This is a genomic window from Fictibacillus sp. FJAT-27399, from assembly GCF_001510655.1.
Lineage (GTDB): Bacteria > Bacillota > Bacilli > Bacillales > Fictibacillaceae > Fictibacillus_C > Fictibacillus_C marinisediminis.
In genome coordinates, this window is sequence record NZ_LMVC01000002.1 from 970813 (window position 1) to 994289 (window position 23477).

Below are 23477 nucleotides of genomic sequence, written 5' to 3' on the forward strand. Positions count from 1 at the left end.
AGGAGCGGAAAAAAAGTGAACAGAAAAAAGCCGCTTAGAGCGGCTTTTTAGTAATTTATATCACAGAATGAAACATGAAATTTATCAGAAATAATAAGGCGATTACATACAGTGGTGCAGGGATCTGCTTGCGCTGTCCCACTGCCATTTTCAAAACGGGATAAGCGATGAAACCGAAGGCCAGCCCGTCAACAATGCTGTATGTTAAGGGGATGAGCGCGATGATCAAAAACGCAGGAAATCCTTCTGTAAAATCAGAAAGCGGGATATGCTGTATATTTTGGACCATAAGACCGCCAATAATGATCAGTACAGGCGCGATTGCTCCGTCTGGTATCATGCTGAGGAATGGAGTGACAGCAATCGAGGCAAGGAACAAGATCCCTGTAACGACACTCGTCAAACCCGTTCTGCCTCCTTCGGAAATCCCAGCAGCACTCTCTACTGTAGAAATGGTAGGGCTTGTACCAAGTACGCCTGAAATGAGAGATGCAACAGCATTTGCCTGAAAGGCTTTTGGGAATTTTCCGCGATCTGGCAGAAGGCCGTGAAGGAGCCCCATGTTTTCAAATGTAACAATCATCGTAAGTGAAAACGTAGCAATCCAGAATGGAAGGCTGAAGATTCCTTTGAAATCTGCTCCGAAAAAGAGCTCCATAAAGGGCGCCAATTCAAGCTTATTATGAGTATCCTCCGTGCCATGCGCCCAGCCGGTTAGATAACCGATCAGGCAAGTAAGCGCAATTCCAATCAAGAAGCTGCCTTTCACATTTCTTGAAAAAAGAAACAAGGTTACGACCAGCCCTATGATGGTGAGCAAAGTGGTCGGATGCCCTAAATGTCCAAGCTTCACAAAAGTAGTAGAACTGGCTTCAATAATTCCGCCTTTTTGCAGACCGATAAATGCTAGAAATAATCCAATGCCAACCGTTATACTATGCTTTAAAGAAGCTGGAATACTTTCTGACAGTACATCCTTAAGCCGGGTTGAGGCAACAGCCAAAAATAAAATACCTGAGATGATAACAGCAGCAAGCGCTTCTCTCCATGAAAGCCCCATACCTTGTATGATGGTATAGGTAAAAAAGGCGTTTACGCCCATACCCGGCGTTAAAATGATCGGAGCGTTCGCATAGAATCCCATAAAAAAGCATCCGGCTACAGAGGTCAGGATAGTGGCAAGAAGTACGCCGTAATAAGGCATTCCTGCATCAGCCAGTATTAAAGGATTGACGATAATAATATAAGCAATGGTGAAAAATGATGTAACACCCGCAAGTACTTCCTGTTTTATGGAACTGCTGTGTTTCTCTAACTGAAAAAATTTTGATACGTTCAAGTGTTTCCCTTCTTTATTTACTTATATCCCTCTCCCACCCAGCAGCCAAGAGCTGCCAATTAAAAATTATAACGCAATGCCTCCTTCTTGACTACTCCTTCTTTTTAAAGGTTTCAAAGTGGAGGGGAAGTAGCATTAAACAGAGCAAAGGATGATAGAAATGACATATAAAGCAGTATGTTTTGATATGGACGGTGTATTGGTTGATACGATGAAAGACCATGCAAAGGCGTGGATCTATGCCTTTGGTGAGCAGGGCCACATCATTAGTGAAGATTACTTTTACGAGCTGGAAGGAATGCCGGGGATGCAGACCATTCTTCATGTCAATAACCGCCATCTGCTCAAATTATCTGATACTGAACAAGAAGAAATCTATCATAATAAACGGTCGCATTTTATACAAAATTCTACCTATGCCTTCTATGACGAAACCGTTGATGCCATCCTGGCTTTAAAGGAAGCAGGGATACCGATCGCTCTTGCGACAGGGAGCAGAAAAGAGTTTGTACAGGAAGTACTTGAAAAGCTCCGGGTCTCATTTGATGCTGTAATTACAGGCGATGATGTTAAAAAAGGTAAGCCTTCACCAGAGCCTTATGAAAGAGTGTTTAAGCAGTTTTCGTATTCAGCTGAAGAATGGATTGTCGTTGAAAACGCACCGCTTGGTATTCAGGCCGCTGATGATTCCGGTGCCTATGTTCTTGCGCTGCTGACCACACTTCCTGAAGAAAAGCAGTCCAGGGCAGATGAAATTCTCAAAGATCATGGGAGGTTGAAGGAGTACTTGCTGAGAAAGCTGAGAGGATAAGCTCGCTATTTTACAAAATGAGAGGTTTCTTGTATACTTTATTGGAATTTAAATCGTAACCGTTACTATTAGATGGAGGCGCGTATGTCACAGCAAGCTGTTAAACCAGCCGTTAAGATAGAGGATCTTTCCTTCCATTATGGAGACCGAAACGTTCTTGAACATATTACATTTGAGATTCCTGAAGGATCGTTTATGGGACTTGTCGGTCCGAACGGCTCTGGCAAATCCACCTTGATCAAATGTATTTTAGGGCTGTTAAAACCGCAATCCGGCAAAGTTTTTTTGTTCGGGGAGCACTTGAGCCAATTTAGAAACTGGGATGAGATAGGGTACGTGTCCCAAAAAGCCAATAGTTTTAATACAGCTTTTCCAGCGACTGTCTATGAGGTGGTATCGATGGGGCTGTTCGGCAAGGTTGGCCTGTTCCGGTTTTTGACCAAGAAACATAAGCAGAAAATCATTGAGGCGATTGAAACCGTAGGCATGACACCTTACATGAACCGAAATATTGGTGAACTTTCGGGCGGCCAGCAGCAAAGGGTGTTCATCGCGAGAGCGCTTGTCAGCGACCCGAATCTGCTTATCCTGGATGAACCGACTGTCGGTGTCGATTCTGCATCGGTTTCCAGCTTCTATCAGATGCTGAAAAACCTGAACCGCGAGAAAGGCCTGACACTGCTCCTTGTTACACATGATGTAGGTGTCATGTCTGACTATGTCACCCATGTGGCCTGTTTGAATAAACAGCTGCACTTTCATGGAAATACAGCTGAGTTTGAGAAAACCTCTAAAGAAGGCTTTTCACAAATGTATGGGCACCATGTCCATGTAATAGAACATCAACATTAACCGGAGGAAGAGTGGATGTCATTCCCGTTTTTTCAATATGATTTTTTGCAGAATGCATTTCTTACAGGAATTATGATTGGTCTATTGGCCCCTGTACTTGGTGTATTTATTGTTGTTAGAAGACAATCTTTAATTGCAGATGCACTGTCGCATATTACACTGGCAGGAATTGCAGCAAACCTGATGCTGGGCCGTAACGTCGCATTTTTCAGCGGGCTGAATCCTCTATATATGGGGATGGTATTCTCGGTCGGGGGCGCAGTGGGGATCGAACAGCTGCGCAAAGTATATAAGCATTATGAAGAACTTGCCATACCAATTATCATGTCAGCCGGAATCGGACTGAGTGTTATTTTTATCTCACTTGCGAATGGTTTTAACACGGACTTATTCAATTATTTATTCGGAAGCGTACTGGCTGTTAAAGAATCCGATGTATGGACAATCTTTTTTATTCTTTTGCTTGTGTTTGCCTTTGTACTGTTTTTATATAAAGAATTATTTGTGCTCTCCTTTGATGAGGAGCAGGCTACTGTTTCTGGGATTAGAGGAAAGTGGATACAGTTTCTATTCATTGTCATGGTGGCTCTTGTCATTGCTTCTTCCATGAAAATTGTAGGCATTTTGCTTGTTTCTTCTTTGATGACATTGCCGGTTGCAGCCAGTATCCGGCTTGCGAACGGGTTTAAGCATACATTTGTTTTGTCTGTCATCTTTGGCGAAACAGCGGTCATTCTTGGCCTCATTCTGTCTTATTATCTGGACTTTGCCCCTGGAGGCACTATCGTAATGATCTCGGTCATCATTTTATTGCTGTCGCTCTTGTGGAAAAAGCTGCGTTCCAGAAGAAAAATAGCGATTAACCAATAGTGGAGGTGCAGTATGGACGTTTTAACCGCCATTGATTTATTGAAAAAGAAGGGCTATAAATATACCGATAAACGGAAAGACATCCTTCAATTGTTTTCCGATGAAAAAAGGTATCTAAGCGCCAGAGATGTTCAAGATTCACTGAAAGAGAATTATCCTGGATTGAGTTTTGATACCATTTACCGCAATCTTTCTACCTTCTCAGATCTGGATATATTAGAAGAGACTGAACTGGAAGGGGAGAAAAAATTCCGGTTCACTTGTCCTACACAGGAACATCATCATCATTTGATCTGTTTGAAGTGCGGAAAGACAAAGGAAATCAATGCCTGTCCGATGGAAAATGTAACCACAGATTTGTCGGACTTTACCGTTACCGGACATAAATTTGAAATTTATGGTATCTGCCAGGTATGTGTAAACTGATCGAGGATTGAGGTATGACTTTCCTCTAAATGTGGCATCCTAGCCGTAAAGGAGGAGAGTCATTTTGCCAACAGTAAAATGTAATGTAGCCAACTGCACATATTGGGGAGAAGGCAACAATTGTGTAGCCGATGCCATCCTTGTTGAAATCGATAAGCATGCCAACAATAGATACGATATGGAAGCAAGCGGTGAACTGAGCGGAGATGCCAATCACAAAGACAACGCCGATAAACCGGCTGAAACCTGCTGCCATACATTCAAGCGAAAACAATGATAAAAAAGGAGCGTTTACCGCTCCTTTTTTATTTGCCGCTTCAGCTTTTCATTAAATTAACAACTATATTTACCTTGTTTAAAGCCATACTAAAAACGCTCCACCAAAGAAAGTGAGGGATTCGGTATGGCAGAAGATAAAGAATTTGAATCGGAATACAGAAGAGAACCTGTTAACCGGGATTCGGATTACAGAGAGGAAATGGCTGCTGATGTTGTCCCGATCACGAGCGGAGCAGCTCTTCCTGAGTATGATCGTCCCCGAGACGAACGTGAGCATGTAGAAAGAGAAAGACATGAAGAAAGAGATGACCGCGGCCAGGCAGGAAGGGTAATCGGAATGTTTTCCGTTATCCTGTCTGTTCTGTCATTGTTCATTCTTCCTGTCCTTTTCGGGGCTGCCGGTATTATCGGCGGTTTTATTGCAGCTAGGCGGGGAGCAACCACTTCAGGTTACTGGGCGATCGGAATTGGGATTGCTTCCATTGTCATCAGTTTATTATTTGCCCCCTTCTTTTAAATACAGGAGCAAAAAAAGCCTGCCGGTTCATCCGGCAGGCTTTTTGTTATTTTACAAATTCAGCTTGTTGTTTGGCATGATGTTCTTCAGCCAATTTATCGATTTCTTTTTTCAGTTCATCAAGCAGCTGATCTTCTGGAATCTTGCGTACAATTTCTCCGTGGCGGAAAAGCAAACCTTCGCCTCTTGCGCCTGCGATGCCAATATCAGCTTCGCGCGCTTCTCCTGGTCCGTTAACCGCGCAGCCGAGTACAGCAACCTTAATCGGCGCTCGGATTTTAGAGATATATTCCTCTACTTCATTGGCGATTGAAATCAGGTCAATTTCAATTCTTCCGCATGTAGGACAAGAAATCAGTGTAGCTGCATCAGAAAGCAATCCGAACGATTTCAGCAGCTCTCTTGCCACCTTCACTTCCTCAACAGGGTCTGCACTTAAAGATATACGGAGTGTGTTTCCGATTCCTTTGCTGAGGATAACACCCAATCCTGCTGCACTTTTTACGGTTCCGGCAAAAAGAGTACCGGATTCGGTGATGCCGAGATGGAGGGGATAGTCAAAGGCTTGTGCTGCTTTTTCATACGCTTCTATTGCCAAGTTAACATCAGAAGCCTTCATGGACACGATGATGTCATGAAAATCAAGATCTTCGAGAATCTTAATATGATCAAGTGCACTCTCAACCATGCCTTCTGCTGTCGGGTATCCGTATTTTTCAAGATATTTCTTCTCGAGAGAACCCGCGTTAACACCGATACGAATCGGAATACCTTTAGCTTTTGCTGCTTTAACGACAGCTTCTACTTTTTCTTTGCGCCCGATGTTGCCCGGGTTGATTCTGATCTTGTCGGCGCCGCCTTCAATCGCTTTAAGAGCGAGCTTATAATCAAAATGAATATCAACGACAAGCGGAATGGATATTTGTTTTTTTATATCGGCAATAGCCTCTGCTGCGCGCATGTCAGGACAGGCGACGCGGACAATTTGGCATCCTGCCTCTTCCAGGCGTTTGATTTCTGCAACAGTAGCTTCAACATCATGTGTTTTTGTAGTCGTCATGCTTTGAACGATTACCTGGTCGTTGCCGCCGATTGTTAAAGGGCCGACTTTGACAGGTCTCGTTTTTGAACGATGCGTAATTTCACTCATTGGTGAACCGCTCCTTTAATTTCTAGTATGACAGATAAAAAGCAACATCTGTACAGTAGTACATTTTATCAAGGGTTCCTTTAGTTTGGCAAGAAATCTAGTGTTTTAGTTCTTTATAGACCGGAAAATTATACATCTTTCCAACTTGAATGCTTTCAGGCCGGATATTGTGATTATATCTCTGAAAGTCCTTAATAATCTCAGGAATTGGCTTGGAAAGGGAAGCGGGGTTCACCTTTTCAATGATCGAAAGAACTGTATCTCCAGAAGAAACTTTCACTTTTTTATAAGGTGTGCTATTTTTTATACTGACCGCAGAAACGGGGGCTGGTTTTGAGCTATAGGACTGTAGAGTTCCAATTTTGAGATCATAAGCAATGGTATAAACAATAACTAGTGACAGGCAGAAGAGCAGAAATTTTTTCAAAGGCTTGTCCCCCTTTTGATATATGGAGAATATATATGCTGCGGCCTCTCGGTTTATTCCTTTAGACACCTATTTTTCAAGTATTAAATTGCTCCTTGAAAGTTATGTGGTGTAAAATGGAAGTATATCTGCAAGAAAAAGAGAAAGATACAGGGTCAAAAAGGGAAATACAAACAATGAGGTGGAGTATAAACATGAAATGGAATGCAAAATGGTTAGTGCCCATAATGGTCGTACTTACATTCATGGTACCTTTAAAAGCATTTGCTGATGCAGCGCCTGGAGATGTAATCGTAACACTTGGCGAAGATCTGACACCGGACCAAAAGGCAAAAATCTTAGAAGAGATGGGTGTTGACTCTAACGTTGATTCCGTAAATGTAACGAACGAAGAAGAGCATCAATATCTCGGTAAGTATATTTCCAAAGCGCAATTAGGAACACGTGCTATCTCATCTTCAAAAATCACACTTGCTGAGAAGGGGAAAGGGCTGCATGTGGATTCGAAAAACATCAACTGGGTAACCGACAGCATGATTGTTAATGCTCTTGTAACAGCAGGAGTAAAGGATGCAGACATCTATGTTACTGCTCCGTTCGAAGTGTCTGGAACAGCTGCTCTTACAGGAATCCTTAAGGCCTATGAACAGAAAGCTAACGTGAATATCCCTGAGGAAAAGAAGCAAGTTGCCAATGAAGAGGTTGTAAGAACGGCACAGCTTGGTGATCGAATCGGAACGAAGGAAGCCACACAGCTTATTACAGAAATCAAACAAGAGCTGGCCAAACATCCGGTTAATAATGAAGATGAACTTCGTGATCTCATCAAACGGGTAGCTGAGCGTCTCGGAATTCAGCTGACAGATGAAGAGCTGAACGGACTCGTTTCACTATTTAACAAAATGAAGGATCTTAACATTAATTGGGATAATGTTCAAAATCAGCTGCAGAATGTCCGTGATAACCTGGATGGATTTTTAAATAAAGACGAAACGCAATCTTTTCTCCAAAAGTTCATCGACTTTATTATTTCCATAATTGATGGCATAAAAGGCCTGTTCCAAAAATAAGATAAAGCAAAGAAGGAGCCTAGTTAGGGCTCCTTCTTTTTTTATCCTTTTGGCTGTGGAGTTTCTTTAATGGAAGAATGAAGAAAAACAGAAGCCACTGCCCAATAGATGAGAAAAGAGAAGGGGACGTCTGTATGTAAAAGTTTCATGATGGCAAAGAAAACAGTAGGAAGTGTTACGGCATAGGCAGACATGATCCACAGCTGCCTGTAAGAAAGCTTTCGATGGCTGATATTTTGCAGCACCAATCCGATGACGGCCAAAACCGTAACTCCGATAAACTTTAACGCGACCGTAAAGACATAGATAAATAAAAATAACAAAGGTATCAGCACCGGCAGCAGATCGAATAAGGTGTTTGTCCAGGAGCTGATATCTTTCTTGGTCAACTTCACATCGCCGAGGGTATTGTAAGGAACCTTCTGAGTTTCCCCGCCAGATATGACGATTGCTTCGTTATGCAAGAGAGCGATCACGTTTGTATAATCTGATAGATCATCTTCTTTTATTGATCCTGTTGTATCAAAAATGAAGGTTTCACTGCTGTCTGTATGAACAACAGGCTTTTTCAGATCGGATGTTAGCTTTCCGTTTTGCAGCGAAAAGTCAGGAATCTCAGAAGTCATTGATTGCTTGAATTCATCTATGCCCGATTTAAAAGCTAAAGAAAAGGCAATACCCACCGGGATAGATGTCAGCAGGATCAAAAAAAATACATAGCCTATGGCTTTGCCGATTCCCTGAAAACGAAGACGGGCAATCATCGGAGGGGAATACAGGCTTTTGAAAAAATGGTTGAAAATTCTCATTGAACTCCTCATTTCCTGAATGGTCTGTATTAATTTTAGCGAATAATGTGGAAACAGACAATGAGAAGACCATTCCTTTGTAAAGGTTTTGCGAAGCGCCTTTACATCACCTTCATAAAACTAGATAATGGCATAAGAATGATTAGATAAAAGGGGTTGTAATTCAATTGGGTGTTCAGGATATGCTGTTTCAATTCTTAGGCGGGCTCGGCCTTTTTCTATTTGGAATTAAATATTTAGGTGAGGGTCTGCAAAACTCTGCCGGTGATCGGCTGAGGAACCTTTTGGACAGTCTGACGACCAATACATTTACAGGAATTCTGGCTGGCTTATTCGTAACCATGCTCATTCAATCCAGTTCTGCCACCACGGTTTTGACGGTAGGGCTCGTAAATGCAAGAATGCTGACGCTTAGACAGGCAGTTGGGATCATCATGGGGGCCAATATCGGAACTACATTCACTGCCTTTATCATTGGATTTGATGCAGCGGGATTTGGTCTGCCCATGCTTGCGGCAGGGGCATTCTTCGTTTTTTTTATCCGGAATTACAAATATGTTTTCATCGGAAGAATTTTATTCGGACTGGGCGGGCTATTTTATGGCCTGCAGCTAATGGGAGCAGGGATGGAACCTTTGCAGTCCTCCCTTGATTTTCAAAACATCACGGCACATTTAAACGATCAGCCGTTTTTGGGCATCGCCATTGGAACCTTGGCAACAATGATCCTTCAGTCCTCAAGCGCGACCGTGGGCATACTGCAGCAGATGTTTTCAATGGACCTGATTCATTTAAACGGTGCCCTTGCTGTTCTTTTTGGTGATAATATCGGAACCACCATCACAGCTGTGATTGCATCGTTCGGGGCCTCTCAGAATGCCAAGAGAGCAGCACTGGTTCATGTGCTGTTCAATATCATAGGGACGATTATTTTTGTGATTATCTTTATCCCTTACAAAGGGTTGATCCAATGGATTTCAAGCAGTCTCCATCTGGAGCCGCCCATGCAAATTGCCTTTGCGCACGGAATTTTCAACATCGGCAATGTTATTATCCTGTTTCCATTTATTTCATTGCTGGTCTTTACAGTCTCAAAATTGATTAAAGATGATCAATGGTCTGTCGACAGCAAGACGGTAAAATTGGACGAGAAAGTCATCAACAGTTCTCCGGAATTTGCCCTGCATCAAGCTAGGCAGGAGCTGCTAAAAATGGCTGACTATTCAAGAGAGGGGCTTAGCCAGGCATTGCTTTTCTTCCAGACCCGGAAAAATAAGCATGCCGATACAGCCATGCAGTATGAAGAAGAGATTAACCGGTTTGACAGGCAAATCACCAAGTTTCTCGTTAAACTTTCTATTCATTCATTGTCCAAGAATGAATCTAAAGAGCATACGATGCTTCTAAATCTGTGCAAGGACATCGAAAGAATCGGGGATCATATGAAAAATATGATTGATCTGGTCTGCTTTATGGCACGAAATAATATTAAACTTTCAGAAGTAACATCACGCGACTTTGAAAACATGATGATCCTGACCCAATCCTGCCTGACAAAAGCGATTATTTCTCTTGAGACGAACGATAAACCGATGGCTGAGGAAGTTCTGAACATTGAGGACGATATTGATGAAATGGAGAAAACTCTGAGAAAGAAACACATTCAGGACATCAACAACAATTTAAGCACCGGCCAAGAAAGTGTAGTGTATGTTGACTTTATCAGCAATCTGGAACGGATCGGAGACCATTCTGTCAATATTGCAGAAGCAGTGCTTGAACGATAAACCTACTTAAAACACTACAGGAGGCTTACTGATGGATTATGTATATTGGATATTAATCGGCCTGTCGTTCGTTCTGGCATTCGCTGCCCTGATCTTTCCCATACTGCCTGGAGCGCTTTTTCTGGCTCTCGGGTTTGTGCTCTATGGTATTTTTTATTCCTTTCAGCCATTTACGCCCTTTTTCATCGGGGTAGAAGTGTTTTTGCTGGCAACTCTTTTTGTAGTGGATTATTTCAGCAATTTGTATGGAGTAAAAAAACGGGGCGGTTCCAAAGCGGCCGTATGGGGCAGCACGATCGGCCTGCTCCTTGGCCCATTTGTGATTCCTGTTGCCGGCATCATCGCCGGACCGTTTCTGGGTGCGTTTATTGCAGAATTGATCATCGGGCGAAAATCAATAGGAGAAGCGGCTAAGGTAGGGTTTGGCTCAGTTCTTGGTTTTTTGGGAGGAACGGTTGCCAAGATCATCATTCAAGTGATCATGATTGGCTATTTTCTTTTTGTCGTATTATAAAAATAGTGCTTGCTAAAATGTTGGAGACGTGCTATATTTATGTCTGTCTCACCGAGGGCTTTCAAAATGGTCATGAAAAAAAGGTTTGACTTACATAGCTTGAAAATGGTATAGTAATTCTTGTCCCTTAGAGGACAACATTGTTCCACAGTAGCTCAGTGGTAGAGCTATCGGCTGTTAACCGATCGGTCGTAGGTTCGAGTCCTACCTGTGGAGCCAAAATATGGCGGTGTAGCTCAGCTGGCTAGAGCGTACGGTTCATACCCGTGAGGTCGTGGGTTCGACTCCCTCCGCCGCTACCATATTTTTTAAGGCGATGGCGATCGTGGCGAAGTGGTTAACGCACCGGATTGTGATTCCGGCATTCGTGGGTTCAATTCCCATCGGTCGCCCCATTTTTATTTACATAACTATCTTAATACATAAAATGGACCCTTAGCTCAGTTGGTCAGAGCGGTCGGCTCATAACCGATTGGTCGTAGGTTCGAGTCCTACAGGGTCCACCATTTTTCAGCACGTGGAGGTATACCCAAGTCCGGCTGAAGGGATCGGTCTTGAAAACCGACAGGGGTGTAACAACCCGCGGGGGTTCGAATCCCTCTACCTCCTCCATAATTTCTTAATTTTTATATCATCGCAGGGTGGAGCAACGAGCGTTACAGCATGATTATGCTGTGAGTAATCTCGACGGATACACTCCAATGATTACTCGAGTAGTGGAAGAGGTAAAGCCTCTGAGAGACAGTCAATAATTACGGAGGAATAACATCGTCCGTAAACTTAATACCATCGCGGGGTGGAGCAGTCTGGTAGCTCGTTGGGCTCATAACCCAAAGGTCGCAGGTTCAAATCCTGTCCCCGCAACCATAATACCTAAAGTGGCTCGATAGCTCAGTCGGTAGAGCAGAGGACTGAAAATCCTCGTGTCGGCGGTTCGATTCCGTCTCGAGCCACCATTTTCATACATAGTCAACCTTTGCCCAGCGTGGTGAAGGTTTTTTGTTTTTAATGAGAAAACTTTTGTTTTAATATCTCCCATAACAAGGGATAAAAGAAGTCCAGCTATGTACATAATAAGCTTTGATTAAAGAGGGTTAATCGTTGAAAGTTCCGGGTAAATCTGATAATGTATGAGTTGGGATACTTATTAAACATTATTGTTGCTTAACTATGTTTTCAATTTTGGGGTTTTTTCTCCAAAATGAAATATAAAAAAATGTTTACATACCAAGGAGGAGATTGATCATGGCAAAGTTTGAACTGCCTGCTTTACCTTATGCTGCAAATGCACTGGAACCACACATTGATGAGACTACAATGAATATTCACCACGACCGTCATCACAAAACGTATGTTGATAACTTGAACGCAGCGCTTGAAGGCCAAGCTGAGTTTGAAAACAAAGGCCTAGAGGACCTTCTTTCCAATCTTGATGCATTGCCTGAAAACATTCGCACAGCTGTACGCAACAATGGCGGCGGACATGCGAACCACAGCTTATTCTGGGAAATCCTGAAACCAGGCGGATCCAACGAACCTACTGGTGAAGTAGCTGAACGCATCAACAGCAAATTCGGAAGCCTTGATTCATTCAAGGAAGAGTTTGCAAATGCTGCAAAAGGCCGTTTCGGATCTGGTTGGGCTTGGCTAGTTGTTAATAACGGTGAGCTTGAAGTAACAAGCACAGCGAATCAAGATAACCCTGTGATGGAAGGCAAAACTCCAATCTTAGGTCTTGATGTTTGGGAGCATGCATATTACTTGAACTATCAAAACAAACGTCCAGATTACATTAATGCATTCTGGAATGTAGTAAACTGGGATGAAGTTGAAAAACGTTATAACGAAGCAAAATAATGCGGTAAAGCCGGCCAGGTTCTTTGAAAAAGACCCTGGCCGGTTTTTTTATACTCTTTTTCTAATGATATACAATAAAAACCAATTCTTCGTTTGGCGAATAGCCCCTTTCAGGATGTGAAAACTACATGTGAATTGCAAAGGGGCGAGAACAAAATGAAGTTCAATTTGTTTGGAGACACGGACAGAACGAAAGAATTGCTGCTATTGCTTGTGGTAGGAGGGCTTTTTGCATTGAGTACGGCTCTGTCTAATACGTTTGTTAACATTTATTTATGGAAGCAATCTGGTGAGCTGAAGGATATCGCTCTGTATAATTTATCGATTGTGTGCATTCAGCCTGTTGCTTTTTTTATTGCAGGTAAGCTGACAAAAAAAATTGACAGGGTTATTGTACTGCGGATTGGTGTCATCATATTATCGCTTTTTTATTTGTATGTGCTTTTCCTCGGGAAGCAGGCGAGTGAGTATCTGCTCATTCTTGGCGGACTGCTCGGAGCTGGGCTTGGATTTTATTGGCTCGCTTTTAACGTGCTGACCTTTGAAGTGACAGAACCTGATACAAGGGATAACTTTAACGGCTACCTTGGGGTGCTAACTTCCTTGTCCGGTATGGTCGGTCCGATTAGCTCCGGATTCTTAATCTCGCAGCTGGATAAGTTTACTGGCTACCGCATCATCTTCAGCGTTTCATTGGTTTTATTTTTCAGTGCGGTTATCATCAGTTTTTTCTTAAGCAGACAGAAGGCCGAGGGGAAGTTTTTTGTCTGGAAGATCCTTAAGTCGAGAGAAACCAACTTAAATTGGGGCCGAATCCTAAATGCCCATTTTTTTCAGGGATTCAGGGAAGGGACGTTCATTTTTTTGATCGTCATATGGGTATACATTATTTCAGACAGTGAATTTGCGCTTGGAACATTTGGGCTTGTTCAATCTGCCGTTTCTTTTGTTGGTTATTTTATCGTCTCCCGGATGATGACCAGAGATAGAAGGAAGAAATCCATCTTTGTCGGAGGATTGATCCTATTCCTTTCTCCGTTCCTCTTTCTGCTTCAAGTCACGTTTCCGCTGCTTCTCTTTTATGGTGTGGTCATTTCCATCGCCTATCCGCTGCTGCTCGTTCCGTATGTTTCCCTGACATATGATGTGATTGGACGCTCGGATAACGCTGGGCCGATGAGGGTCGAATATATTGTCGTGAGGGAATTGTATTTAAATGCAGGACGGATTCTTTCTATTGTTATTTTGCTTATAACGATCACTTACTTTAATGGAGACTACAGTATTCCGGTGCTGCTGCCTGTACTGGGAGCCGGTCACTTTATCATTTATTTTTGTGTAAGATCAATTCGGTTTGCTACCCTTCAAAAATCTGAGATCATGTCGAACTATTCACAGAACAATTCAGACAAGGAAGATGGAACTAGGGTATGACATTTTTCTTTCGGAAACATTGATTTACTGTTAAAATTATTTTAGTAAATCAATTTGTCGAAAATGGAAAAATAGTATCGAACTATTTCCATACATAAGTAAGGGTGGAATGAATGACTAAAGAAAAAAAGAAAAAGAATCATGTACCGGTTCGTCTGAATGCGTTGTTTCTGGCTGTTTTTTTCCTTTTTTCAGTTTTGATCTTCAGATTGGGCTATGTTCAGATCGTACAAGGTGAAGAATATCACAGGTCCGCTGATAAAAAGGAAAATGTGACTGCAAGGCTGGATGCTCCGAGAGGGAAAATGTTCGACACACAGGATCGAGTGGTGGTTGACAACAAGCCGCTTTATTCCATCACGTATACCCGCACTCAGAAGACGAGTGCAGAGGACCGCCAGGCGATCGCCAAAAAATTGGCGGGCTATATTCAGAAAGATACAAAAAGCGTAACAGAACGGGATAAGAAAGATTATTTTATCTTTTTAAATAAAAAAGAAGTAGAAAGCAGGATCAGCCTGAAAGAGAAAAAAGGCCTGAGCGATGATGCTTATTACAATCTTATGCTTGATCGGATCACTAAGAAGGATCTGAAAAGTTTTACTCCTCATCAAATTGAGGTATTGGCCATCAAACGGGAGATGGACAGAGGATATGCCCTGACACCTCAGCGAATTAAGATTGGTGCAACTCAAAAAGAGATTGCAGCCATAAGTGAGCATTTGGCTGAATTGCCGGGAGTAGATATAAAGCCTGATGCGAAAAGGGATTATCCTTATGGTGACACGTTCAAGGCACTGTTCGGGCAAGTAAAACAGATCCCGCAGAGTAAGATGGATTATTATGTTTCACGGGGAAATGAACGCAATGATCTAGTGGGAACCAGTTTCCTTGAACAGCAGTATGAGTCACTGCTTAGAGGACAAAAATCGAAAATGGAGTTTGTGACCGATAAATCGGGCAATCCGGTTGGTGATCCGGTAGAGGTTGATGGATCCAGGGGCAAAGACCTCATACTCACCGTGAACATGCAGCTTCAGCAAAAAGTGGAACAAATTATTGAAAAAGAACTAAAACAAGCCAAGTCTGGAGGCTCCGCTTACGCGAACCGCGATTTGACGTCTGCTTATGTCGTCATGCTCAATCCGGAAAACGGAGAAGTCCTTTCTATGGCAGGTAAGGAATATGATAAGAAAACAGGAAAATATAAGAATGCTCCATTTGGAACGGTTTATAATTCATTTGCCATGGGTTCTGCCGTTAAAGGAGCAACAGTGCTTACCGGTTTGCAGCAAGGCGCGATCACGCCGAACACGCATTTTTACGATGCGCCCCTAACGTTTGGCGATGGCAGAAAGATGAAATCGCATGAAAGCTTGGGCAGTATTGGCCCTGTTAAAGCGCTGGAAGCTTCCTCGAACGTTTATATGTGGAATATCGCCATGAAGCTTGCCGGCTATGACTATTCCCATAAGCGTTACATTGACCGCCATGTCGACCAGGCTTTTAAAACCTTAAGAGATTCTTACAGCCAGTTTGGTCTTGGTGTGCCGACCGGAATCGATCTGCCGTCCGAAGCGACTGGTTATAATACAGGGGTCAGTCACCAATTGGCACAGGCGATGTTTTTTGCGATCGGACAATTTGATACGTATACGCCTCTGCAGATGGCTCAGTATGTCTCAACCATTGCAAACAATGGATACCGCATGCAGCCACATCTGCTGAAGGAAGTGCGCGAGCCATCTGTTCAGCCTGGCAAAATGGGTAAACTCGTCTATAAGTTTGAACCGAATGTTATGAACAAGATTGAAATGAAGCAGGAATATCTTGATGTTGTCCACCAGGGGTTCCGCCAGGTTATGGTCGGAAGCAAGGGGACTGCCGCAGCTTATTTTAAACATAAGAGTTATAATCCCGCCGGCAAAACCGGGACGGCTGAGGTGGACAAGAAATCCCGCTTAAACAATAAAACATTAATTGGTTATGCTCCTTATGACCATCCTGAAGTGGCTTTTGCCGTTGTTGTGCCGAATATTCGCGAAGGCTCACTCAACAATGAGATCGGTGCGGCGGCACTTGATGAGTACTTTAAGTTAAAGAAAGACGGAAATAAGAAAAATTAACTAGATATGATGATAAAAAACGCGTCCTTTGGGCGTGTTTTTTTATTGTGCATAAATTATTCTAGTTAGAAAAACATAGTACTGTAGTCTCGCTTTATTTACAATCTCTTTACATTCCGTTCAAACAGCGTTAATAATCGTCGCTTATTCTAGAAATGTAAAGTGATTAACAGAACTTGTTGGGGGTGTGCGATAGAGACAAGGAACACATAGAAGAAGCTAAATCTCTATCAAATCAAAAAATCTTTTTAAAACCATTCTAGGGGGACCTAAAACATGAAGAAAATGAAATCAGCTTACCTTTTAGCAGTACTCGCTATGCTCCTCGTGTTCGCTACAGCATGTGGAAACAAAAACAATGAAGGTGCATCAACAGATGGCGGCAAAAAAGCATCAGGCTCTATCGTTATCTCCGGATCAAGTGCAATGCAGCCGCTCGTTGCAGCAGCAGCAGAACAATTTAAACAAGATAACCCTGACGCTGATATTCAAGTACAAGCAGGCGGAAGCGGAACTGGCTTGAGCCAAGTATCTGAAGGCGCTGTAAAGATCGGTAACTCTGATGTTTTCGCTGAAGAAAAAGAAGGGATCCCAGCTGACAAGCTTAAAGATCACCAAGTTGCAGTAGTCGGGATGTCTGCAGCAGTTAACCCTGAAGTAGGCATTAAAGATATTTCTAAAAAAGACCTAATCAAAGTATTCACAGGAAAAGTTAAAAACTGGAAAGAGCTTGGCGGAAAAGACCAAAAGATCGCTTTAATCAACCGTCCTGATTCTTCTGGAACTCGTGCTACATTCGTAAAATACGGTCTTGACGGCAACACACCTGTTGAAGGTGCAGCTACAGAAGATTCTTCTAATACAGTTCAAAAGCTAATCAAAGAAACTCCTGGTGCAGTCGGATACCTTGCTTTCTCTTACTTCACAGATAACAGCGGTGTGACACCACTTAGCATTGACGGAGTTAAGCCAACTGATGAAAATGTACAAACAGGTAAATTCCCAATCTGGGCTTATGAGCACTCTTATACTAAAGGAGAGCCAAAAGGCTTGGAAAAACAGTTCCTTGATTATTTAATGAGCGATGACATTCAAAATAAACTTGTTCCTGATCAAGGATACATCCCTGCAAGCAAAATGAAAGTTAAACGTGATGCCGAAGGGAAAGTTACGAAAAAGTAACCATAAAGAAAGTTAAGAAGGCCTAAATCAGGGTAAGTATCCATATTGAATTGGATATTTACCCTGTTAGGGCGTTTTGGGGAGGTACGAAAATGGATAATAAGACAATGACAGCCAGTCAAAGGCTGCTGAAAAAATCAAACAAGTCTGCACTTCAAATGGAAATGCGGGGGAAGTCCATAGTGTTAATCAGTGCGCTGATCATTATAAGTGCCACGATTGCTATTACGATTTTCCTAGGTACTAAAGGATTACAAGCCTTTTTTAATAACGGGGTAAGTATTTATGAATTTTTAACCAGCACGAACTGGAATCCAACCAACGCAGAGAGTCCAGCCTATGGTGCCCTGCCATTCATAATCGGTTCTTTTGCTGTTACCATCCTATCTGCTTTAATTGCAGCACCTCTTGGTATTGGCGGTGCAATCTTTATGACGGAAATTGCGCCTTCCTGGGGAAAAAAGATTCTCCAGCCGGTTATTGAATTGCTTGTTGGTATTCCATCTGTTGTTTATGGATTCATCGGCCTTTCCGTTCTTGTTCCGTTCCTCCGCGATACAGTGGGCGGACAAGGATTCAGTTTGCTCGCAGGTATGATTGTCCTTTCCATTATGATTCTCCCTACAGTAACAAGTATCGCTACAGATGCGATGAGCTCGTTGCCAAAGGGGCTAAGGGAATCTTCTTACGCGATCGGTGCGACACGTTGGCAAACCATTTGGAGAGTACTGATTCCTGCGGCTATGCCCACACTTTTAACCGCTGTTGTTCTTGGGATGGCTCGTGCGTTCGGTGAAGCACTTGCTGTTCAGATGGTCATCGGAAACGTTCGTACACTTCCATCTGCGATCACTGATCCATCAGCTACATTAACGACCATCATTACGTTGAACATGGGGCACACGACCTTTGGTAGCGTGGAAAATAATGTTCTTTGGTCGCTTGCGCTTATTCTTTTAGCGATGTCCTTTATCTTTATCATCTTAATTCGTTATCTTTCTTCAAGGAGGCAGTTCTAATGAACAGCAAAGTTACAGACCGCATTGCTACTTTTATTTTTTACTTGATCGCAGCAACGATCGTTACTGTTCTAGTCGGACTGCTCGGATATATTATTTTTCATGGTTTTTCAAAGCTTAACCTTGAATTTTTAACCTCACCATCAAGCTCCTTCAGAGCAGGCGGAGGTATTGGGAACCAGCTTTTTAACTCTTTCTATATTCTCTTCCTAACCATGGTGTTCACGATTCCGCTTGGACTTGGAGGCGGAATTTACATGGCAGAATATGCACGTCCAGGGAAGCTGACAAATGCGATCAGAACATGTATTGAAGTATTGGCTTCATTGCCATCGATTGTCATCGGTATGTTTGGATTATTAATGTTCGTTAATCTTACTGGCTGGGGATATTCAATCCTCGGCGGCGCACTGGCACTTACAGTGTTTAATCTTCCTGTTATGGTAAGGGTTTGTGAAGATGCCCTCCGTACGGTTCAAAGAGACCAAAAAGAAGCTAGTCTTGCTCTCGGAATCACACACTGGCACACGATCAAAACGGTCCTGCTTCCGGCAGCATTTCCAAGCATTCTAACTGGAGCGATTCTTGCATCAGGCCGTGTGTTCGGTGAAGCTGCAGCATTGCTCTTTACGGCAGGACTTACAACGCCAACGCTTGATTTCGCAAACTGGAATCCGTTTGATTCGACTTCTCCTCTTAACGTGTTCCGTCCGGCAGAAACACTTGCGGTGCATATTTGGGCGGTTAACACACAAGGGTTAATTCCAGATGTGCGCGAAGTGGCAGACGGATCCTCAGCAGTTCTGATTATCTCTGTATTGATCTTTAACTTGCTGGCCCGCTGGATCGGCAGTGTGGTTCACAGAAAGATAACAGCTTCTAAATAACTTTAGAATATAGGTGGGGTAACATGAAAACTGTGATGGAAAAAAAAGAGACAAAACCATTAACTGAACAACCGAATAAAGAGAATAATCCGGTTGCTTTAAATATCGAAAACTTGAATATTTATTACGGTGACAACCATGCGGTAAAAGAGGTCAATTTTTCAATCGAGAAGAACGGTGTGACAGCGTTGATCGGTCCGTCAGGCTGCGGAAAATCAACCTTCCTTCGTTCCATTAACCGTATGAATGACCTGATTCCCGGGGCACGAAGCACAGGTGGAATCATCTACGACGATGTTAATCTGATCGGCGATGACATAAATGTTGTCGCTCTTCGGAAAGAAATCGGCATGGTGTTTCAAAAGCCCAATCCATTTCCTAAGTCTATCTACAATAATATTACGCATGCTTTGAAGTTCAACGGAATCCGTTCGAGAAAGAAGCTTGATGAAATTGTGGAAGAAAGCCTTCGGAAGGCCGCTTTGTGGGATGAAGTTAAAGACAGGCTTCATGAGTCGGCTTTATCATTGTCTGGCGGGCAGCAGCAGCGCCTTTGTATTGCCAGAACCCTGGCCATGAAACCGAACATCCTTCTCCTTGATGAGCCTGCGTCTGCATTGGATCCTATTTCTAATGCTAAGGTTGAAGACCTGATCATAGAGCTGAAAAAGGATTATACCATTGTAATTGTGACGCATAACATGCATCAGGCTTCACGTATTTCAGATAAGACCGCTTTCTTCTTAAATGGAGTGCTGGTTGAATTTGATAAGACAGATAAGATCTTTACGAATCCATCAAAAAAGGATACAGAAGACTATATTACAGGCCGCTTCGGATAAGGGGGATAATGATGGGACAAGCAGTATTGGCAGCAGAGAAAATGGTTTTTGATATCAAGAATTTAAATTTGTGGTACGGAAAAAATCTGGCACTGAAAGATATTGATTTTACGATTTACAATAATGAGATAACAGCAATCATCGGACCATCGGGATGCGGGAAATCAACGTTTATCAAAACGTTGAACCTAATGATCCAGAATATCCCGGGAGTCAGGATGTCCGGTGAAATTAATTACGGCCATCATAACTTAATTAATGGAAAGGTGGACCTTGTCGATTTGAGAAAAAAAGTCGGTATGGTGTTCCAGAAAGCCAATCCTTTTCCAAAGTCAATCTATGAAAATGTAGCCTACGGACCCAAAATTCATGGGGTAAAGAAAAAAGGGAAACTGGATGAGATTGTAGAACGTTCATTAAGAGATGTGTTTTTGTGGGATGAAGTGAAGGACCGGCTAAATACATCTGCTTTAGGCTTGTCAGGAGGCCAGCAGCAGCGGTTATGTATTGCCAGAGCCATTGCCACCAAGCCGGATGTCATTTTGATGGATGAACCAACATCTGCACTCGATCCGATCTCAACTATAAAAATCGAGGAACTCGCTCTTGAGCTGAAAAAAAACTATTCCATTGTTATGGTTACCCATAACATGCAGCAGGCGGCAAGGGTTTCTGACCGTACGGCATTCTTCTTGATGGGTGAACTGATTGAATACGATCTGACGAGCAAAATCTTTTCCGCTCCTTCAGATAAACGGACAGAGGACTATGTGACCGGACGTTTTGGATAATAAGAAGAGGAGTGACGAAAAATGGTGGTACGTGAAAACTTTCAGATCCAATTGAATGAACTTAAAGAAATGCTCGTTGAAATCGGTGAATTAACAGAGTACGCATTAAAAGAATCCATGGAAGCGTTAAAGGAACAAAATGTGGATAAAGCTCTTGAGGTAATTGAAAATGACCAGCGGATCAACCAGCTCGAAGATGAGATCAATGACGCAGCAATCCTCCTTATCGCCAAGCAGGCACCAGTGGCTTCAGATCTGCGCAGAATCATTGCCGCGATTAAGATCTCTTCCGATGTGGAGCGCATGGCTGATTTTGCCGTCAATATCGCAAAATCAACGATTCGAATCGGTGAAAAACCACTGATCAAACCACTCGTAGATCTTCCGAGGATGGCTGATATCGCGATCGGCATGCTCTCTGATTCCATCAGAGCATATGTTGACGAAGATATAGTACTGGCGAAAAACCTTGCTGATACCGACGATTCCGTCGATGAACTGTATGGAAAGATTATTCAGGAGCTGTTAGAGCTGATGACCCAGCATCCAGATTCTCTCGCTCAGATCACCCAGCTGTCTTTCGTATGCCGCTATATTGAAAGAACGGCAGACCATGCGACGAATATCGCTGAAAACATTTTATATCTCGTAAAGGGCAAACGCTACGGCTTAAATGAATAGCACAACAGAAAGGGAGTCAGCAGTTAAGCTGGCCCCCCTTTTTTTTATTTTGTTAATGAGTGTATTAGGTGAGGGTGTCAGCAAGCTTTTTGAAATTCATCTTGCTGTTCACCTTATAACTTCCAAACCGGACTTCCCCTTCAAGCTTATGGCTGCGGAGATATTTAAGGAACGATTTTCCGTCCTTGATGATCTTCTCTTTTTCAAGGAAGTCACAAACCTCTCCTGTGCTCATTCCTCTTGAAACGTGCAAAGTAGTGTTGTAGACTACTTTTTCTGCAGGTTTCGCCTCAGTAGCAGGCTCACTCGCTTTTGGAGCGGCAGCTGCCCGGCTTGCTTTGAGGGTTTGAAGTTCTTCGGTGGTAATAGCCGTCATATTTTTGGAGTGTAGATAGGTATTTACTGTATTGTCATTTAATTCGGCTTCTTTCTCCGGAGGAGCCTGTGTAAAGTAAACTCCTGCAATTAATCCTGTAGCCAGGATCATCCCGGCTGAGAAACCTCTTAATGTATTATTTGTCATCATGAATCCCTCGTAATTAATTTATTTAGCTTTCTCGTTGATCATCATTTCATCTTCAAGCACTTTAAGCTTTTTCCTTACTTGATACATTTCTTTCATTAATTGAATCGAAAAGTTTTCAAGCTGTACTTCCAGGTTATTGCTTTTGTCCTTGCGGAACGAGATGACGAGTAAAATGATTCCTAATGCCAATAGGGAAAAAATGATAATTTCCATTGTATCCTCCTCTTATAAAAACATACCACTTATTTTTATACCATAGTATTCATGTGAAGAGTAGATTTTTCGCCAAATTGTCGAAATTTTTGCGGTGTTTCGACATCCCCTTCGGCCTCTTATTTAGCAAACTGCTGCATCTGCTCAAAGATTTGTAGAAAAATGACGATTTTTAATACTATTCAGTAAATAGTTTGTAAAGCAAACGGTTTCAAAAAATTTACAAAGCTTATTCTATCAGACATGCTAAGCAATCTACATTTTTCTACAATTTCCGTTTATTGTGAAAAAAATTTTGTGATGATACGATTACTTCAAATTAATAGGGAGGCATATAAATACTATTCTGCAAGATGTAATAGACCAATGTCTAACTAAACGACCGGGGGGAAAAAAATGATTAATGAGATCGTCAAAATGAAGGAAAAGGGTCTTACCCTTCAGCAGATCGCCGAAAAGATGAACCTCTCACTCGGCAAAGTGCAATACCGGTGGAACAAGTATCGGCAAGAAGCTGGAAAAGTGAGGGAAGAGGAGAATGCAGAGGAACTGATTCTGGCAGATCCTCCAAAACAGGAGCATAGCATCCAGTGGGTGATGCCATACGAATTTGACGAAGATACTTTGTTTGCCATGGTTCAGTCCCCAACGAGTATTTATGTATACTGGAGTATTTCGTCCATGAAGCAAAAGATGGTTGAACATCACTTCAGAACACCCTGGAGTGAACTGCCTAAACGAATGAAAATCTATGATGTAACAGATATCATCTTCCAGGGTCATAACGCACACCGAAACTTTGAAATCGAGATCCCTGAGATGACCAACAACTGGTTTATCCAGCACTTGGAACCTGATCGTACCTACGTCATTGATGTAGGAACAAGAACGTTTGATGGAAGCTTCTTCACAGTGCTTAGATCTAATCCTGTAGAGACACCAAGGGACCAGTCAAATGAACACCGTACCGGGAGCGTTATGAACTGGAAGAATGGTAACGCTGATGTACCAGAATGGATGGAAAATTTCAGCAGTTATTCATACTATCAAAAAATCAGATAGGAGCTC

Annotated in this window: 25 protein-coding genes and 7 tRNA genes; 26 read left to right on the forward strand and 6 right to left on the reverse strand. The window is 42.6% G+C overall.

Features of this window, described 5'->3' with window-relative positions; genetic code table 11:
- Positions 1–55: 55 nt before the first annotated feature.
- A complete protein-coding gene (locus AR335_RS09840) occupies positions 56–1339 on the reverse strand; it encodes an NCS2 family permease (RefSeq protein ID WP_053357854.1) in 1284 nt (427 codons plus the stop codon).
- A 160-nt stretch (positions 1340–1499) separates the two neighbouring features.
- Between AR335_RS09840 and AR335_RS09845 the strand changes: the two genes are divergently transcribed.
- The 6 genes from AR335_RS09845 (at position 1500) to AR335_RS09870 (ending at position 5094) form a co-directional block, all read left to right on the forward strand.
- Positions 1500–2150, forward strand: coding sequence for an HAD family hydrolase (locus AR335_RS09845; RefSeq protein ID WP_062234923.1), 651 nt, complete (start codon positions 1500–1502; stop codon positions 2148–2150).
- A gap of 84 nt (positions 2151–2234) precedes the next feature.
- Complete coding sequence (locus AR335_RS09850; protein ID WP_062234925.1) at positions 2235–3002, forward strand: metal ABC transporter ATP-binding protein; 768 nt, start codon at positions 2235–2237, stop codon at positions 3000–3002.
- Positions 3003–3017: 15 nt separating this feature from the next.
- Positions 3018–3872 (forward strand): metal ABC transporter permease, encoded by an 855-nt coding sequence (locus AR335_RS09855; RefSeq protein WP_062234927.1) that lies wholly within the window; start codon positions 3018–3020, stop codon positions 3870–3872.
- A gap of 12 nt (positions 3873–3884) precedes the next feature.
- On the forward strand, positions 3885–4298 hold the full coding sequence (locus AR335_RS09860) for a Fur family transcriptional regulator (RefSeq protein ID WP_062234930.1): 414 nt from the start codon (positions 3885–3887) through the stop codon (positions 4296–4298).
- Positions 4299–4362: 64 nt separating this feature from the next.
- A complete protein-coding gene (locus AR335_RS09865; protein ID WP_062234933.1) occupies positions 4363–4575 on the forward strand; it encodes a DUF1540 domain-containing protein in 213 nt (70 codons plus the stop codon).
- A gap of 126 nt (positions 4576–4701) precedes the next feature.
- A complete protein-coding gene (locus AR335_RS09870) occupies positions 4702–5094 on the forward strand; it encodes a hypothetical protein (RefSeq protein ID WP_053357860.1) in 393 nt (130 codons plus the stop codon).
- A 46-nt stretch (positions 5095–5140) separates the two neighbouring features.
- Here the strand turns inward: AR335_RS09870 and ispG are convergent, their stop codons facing one another.
- Both ispG and AR335_RS09880 read right to left on the reverse strand, forming a co-directional pair.
- A complete protein-coding gene (gene ispG / locus AR335_RS09875) occupies positions 5141–6244 on the reverse strand; it encodes a flavodoxin-dependent (E)-4-hydroxy-3-methylbut-2-enyl-diphosphate synthase (RefSeq protein WP_062234938.1) in 1104 nt (367 codons plus the stop codon).
- Between the two features lie 97 nt (positions 6245–6341).
- A complete protein-coding gene (locus tag AR335_RS09880) occupies positions 6342–6671 on the reverse strand; it encodes a hypothetical protein (RefSeq protein ID WP_053357862.1) in 330 nt (109 codons plus the stop codon).
- A gap of 194 nt (positions 6672–6865) precedes the next feature.
- On the opposite strand from AR335_RS09880, the gene AR335_RS09885 reads away from it, so the two are divergent.
- Complete coding sequence (locus tag AR335_RS09885; RefSeq protein WP_053357863.1) at positions 6866–7741, forward strand: DUF1002 domain-containing protein; 876 nt, start codon at positions 6866–6868, stop codon at positions 7739–7741.
- 41 nt (positions 7742–7782) lie between these two features.
- Here AR335_RS09885 and AR335_RS09890 read toward each other — a convergent pair whose 3' ends face one another.
- Positions 7783–8550, reverse strand: a complete 768-nt coding sequence (locus AR335_RS09890; protein ID WP_062234941.1) for a DUF1189 domain-containing protein — start codon at positions 8548–8550, stop codon at positions 7783–7785.
- Positions 8551–8732: 182 nt separating this feature from the next.
- On the opposite strand from AR335_RS09890, the gene AR335_RS09895 reads away from it, so the two are divergent.
- The 18 genes from AR335_RS09895 (at position 8733) to phoU (ending at position 21670) form a co-directional block, all read left to right on the forward strand.
- A complete protein-coding gene (locus AR335_RS09895; protein WP_053358530.1) occupies positions 8733–10337 on the forward strand; it encodes a Na/Pi cotransporter family protein in 1605 nt (534 codons plus the stop codon).
- Positions 10338–10368: 31 nt separating this feature from the next.
- On the forward strand, positions 10369–10851 hold the full coding sequence (locus AR335_RS09900) for a DUF456 domain-containing protein (protein WP_062234943.1): 483 nt from the start codon (positions 10369–10371) through the stop codon (positions 10849–10851).
- A 144-nt stretch (positions 10852–10995) separates the two neighbouring features.
- A tRNA-Asn gene (locus tag AR335_RS09905) sits at positions 10996–11070 on the forward strand.
- A 6-nt stretch (positions 11071–11076) separates the two neighbouring features.
- Positions 11077–11153: transfer RNA gene (locus AR335_RS09910), tRNA-Met, on the forward strand.
- A 17-nt stretch (positions 11154–11170) separates the two neighbouring features.
- Positions 11171–11246 (forward strand) — tRNA-His (locus AR335_RS09915).
- 34 nt (positions 11247–11280) lie between these two features.
- Positions 11281–11357 (forward strand) — tRNA-Ile (locus AR335_RS09920).
- 13 nt (positions 11358–11370) lie between these two features.
- Positions 11371–11463: transfer RNA gene (locus AR335_RS09925), tRNA-Ser, on the forward strand.
- Positions 11464–11641: 178 nt separating this feature from the next.
- Positions 11642–11718 (forward strand) — tRNA-Met (locus AR335_RS09930).
- Between the two features lie 13 nt (positions 11719–11731).
- A tRNA-Phe gene (locus AR335_RS09935) sits at positions 11732–11807 on the forward strand.
- A gap of 289 nt (positions 11808–12096) precedes the next feature.
- On the forward strand, positions 12097–12708 hold the full coding sequence (locus tag AR335_RS09940; RefSeq protein WP_053357866.1) for a superoxide dismutase: 612 nt from the start codon (positions 12097–12099) through the stop codon (positions 12706–12708).
- Between the two features lie 156 nt (positions 12709–12864).
- A complete protein-coding gene (locus tag AR335_RS09945) occupies positions 12865–14142 on the forward strand; it encodes an MFS transporter (protein WP_062234948.1) in 1278 nt (425 codons plus the stop codon).
- 113 nt (positions 14143–14255) lie between these two features.
- The gene (locus AR335_RS09950) at positions 14256–16268 is read left to right on the forward strand and encodes a peptidoglycan D,D-transpeptidase FtsI family protein (protein WP_062234949.1); all 2013 of its coding nucleotides are present in this window, start codon (positions 14256–14258) and stop codon (positions 16266–16268) included.
- Positions 16269–16544: 276 nt separating this feature from the next.
- Positions 16545–17450 carry a phosphate ABC transporter substrate-binding protein gene (locus tag AR335_RS09955; RefSeq protein ID WP_062234952.1) on the forward strand — a complete coding sequence of 302 codons (906 nt, stop codon included), beginning with the start codon at positions 16545–16547 and terminating at the stop codon, positions 17448–17450.
- 107 nt (positions 17451–17557) lie between these two features.
- Positions 17558–18469 (forward strand): phosphate ABC transporter permease subunit PstC, encoded by a 912-nt coding sequence (gene pstC / locus AR335_RS09960; RefSeq protein ID WP_248254681.1) that lies wholly within the window; start codon positions 17558–17560, stop codon positions 18467–18469.
- On the forward strand, positions 18469–19356 hold the full coding sequence (gene pstA, locus AR335_RS09965; RefSeq protein WP_062234955.1) for a phosphate ABC transporter permease PstA: 888 nt from the start codon (positions 18469–18471) through the stop codon (positions 19354–19356). The genes pstC and pstA overlap by 1 nt, the downstream gene beginning before the upstream one ends.
- Before the next feature lie 23 nt (positions 19357–19379).
- Positions 19380–20198, forward strand: a complete 819-nt coding sequence (pstB, locus tag AR335_RS09970) for a phosphate ABC transporter ATP-binding protein PstB (protein WP_062234958.1) — start codon at positions 19380–19382, stop codon at positions 20196–20198.
- A gap of 11 nt (positions 20199–20209) precedes the next feature.
- Positions 20210–20989 carry a phosphate ABC transporter ATP-binding protein PstB gene (gene pstB / locus AR335_RS09975; RefSeq protein ID WP_062234960.1) on the forward strand — a complete coding sequence of 260 codons (780 nt, stop codon included), beginning with the start codon at positions 20210–20212 and terminating at the stop codon, positions 20987–20989.
- A gap of 21 nt (positions 20990–21010) precedes the next feature.
- Positions 21011–21670: a phosphate signaling complex protein PhoU gene (gene phoU, locus AR335_RS09980; RefSeq protein ID WP_062234963.1), complete on the forward strand. Its 660-nt coding sequence runs from the start codon at positions 21011–21013 to the stop codon at positions 21668–21670.
- A gap of 64 nt (positions 21671–21734) precedes the next feature.
- Here phoU and AR335_RS09985 read toward each other — a convergent pair whose 3' ends face one another.
- Positions 21735–22193 (reverse strand): hypothetical protein, encoded by a 459-nt coding sequence (locus AR335_RS09985; protein ID WP_062234966.1) that lies wholly within the window; start codon positions 22191–22193, stop codon positions 21735–21737.
- Between the two features lie 21 nt (positions 22194–22214).
- Positions 22215–22409 (reverse strand): hypothetical protein, encoded by a 195-nt coding sequence (locus AR335_RS09990; RefSeq protein WP_062234969.1) that lies wholly within the window; start codon positions 22407–22409, stop codon positions 22215–22217.
- Between the two features lie 396 nt (positions 22410–22805).
- Here AR335_RS09990 and AR335_RS09995 point away from each other — a divergent pair, with 396 nt between their 5' ends.
- A complete protein-coding gene (locus AR335_RS09995; protein ID WP_062234971.1) occupies positions 22806–23471 on the forward strand; it encodes a DUF4912 domain-containing protein in 666 nt (221 codons plus the stop codon).
- Positions 23472–23477: the final 6 nt, after the last annotated feature.